General features: G+C 66.7%; 1 protein-coding gene. It reads right to left on the bottom strand.

Translation table 11 applies throughout. From position 1 onward, the window contains the following. Window positions 1–1,107 (bottom strand): hypothetical protein (locus tag GJ632_RS21620; RefSeq protein WP_191453990.1); only part of this gene is annotated, 1,107 nt, incomplete at its 3' end. Window positions 1,108–1,197: the final 90 nt, after the last annotated feature.

Below are 1,197 nucleotides of genomic sequence, written 5' to 3'. Positions count from 1 at the left end.
GAGCGTCCGCTTGGCGACGGTGGCGATGCGGAGCATGTACGACAGGAGGATGCCGAACGGGAGCAGCGACAGCGACGCCGCGAGACTGACGACGATGACGAGGTTGTGGACGCCGGCGGTCGACCCCGTGATGCTGCCGGGGTTGTCCAAGAAGAGGATGGCCGACGAGGAGATGACGAGCGTCGGGACGGCCGCGTACAGCATCGCCCGCGAGAGGTTGATGAGTTCCCACTGGAAGTAGAGCGTCTTGAAGTGCTCTCTGGCGGGGCCGAAGTAGGTGAGCGTGTTCACCACGTTGTCGAGGGCGTCGCGCGCCTCGTCGTTGAGGCTATCACGGAACTCGTTGCGGAGCCGTCGCGCCTCGTAGATCTTCCACGAGTAGTTGAAGTCGAGTGCGGCGAACAGCACGTCGAACGTCCCGAACTGCTCGTCTTCGAGTTCGTCCGACACCTCGCCGGCGTGCGAGATGAGCCCCTCGACGTACGCCGAGACGCGGTCTTCGGTCTCCGCCTGCCCCTTCGCCGCCTCCTGCAGGTCGTTCGCGCGGTTCTGGACGGCGTCGATGAGTGCGCGCAGGAACGCCGACGGTTCCGGCGGCGCCGCGGGAACGTCCAGGTCCTCCTCGACGTCGGCGCGGAACGACATCGCACCCTCCATCCGGTCGCGCTGGTCGCCCAGCGGCCCGAGTTCCTGCGAGAGGACGAGCGAGTTGATGGAGACGACGAGCGTCACCCCGGTGATGGTCGCGGTCACGAACGCCTGGAACAGCGTCTCGATGGGGTCGCCGGACACGATGGCGGCGACCAACGGCGCCGGGTCGAGGATGCCGAACGTCAGCATCGCCACGAGGGAGACGACGATCGGGATGAACGCGACGAACCAGCGGTTCGCGTCGAGGAGGAACCACAGTTTGACCCGGTTCTCCCCGGCGCGTTCGCGCATCGTGTCGCTCGGCTCACCGTCGCGACGGTTCTCCCCGTCGGCCTCGGACTGGTCATCCTCCGCGTTGTCAGGCCGGTCACCCTCGTCGCTGTCGGGTCGGTCACCCTCGTCGGCAGACGCGTCGTCGTCGTCCGAGTCGGACCCCGTCTCGTCGTCGGCAACCATCAGTTCCGTATTGCTTTCGAGAGAGACGGTATAGGTATCGTGGCCACTCGCGGTGCGGAAGCGACCGGACGAGGAGAGCGGCGACGACGG

The organism is Halogeometricum sp. CBA1124 (genome assembly GCF_009741955.1).
GTDB lineage: Archaea > Halobacteriota > Halobacteria > Halobacteriales > Haloferacaceae > Halogeometricum > Halogeometricum rufum.
Note: the sequence above shows the minus strand (reverse complement) of the source record. Positions and strands in the feature narration are given on the sequence as shown.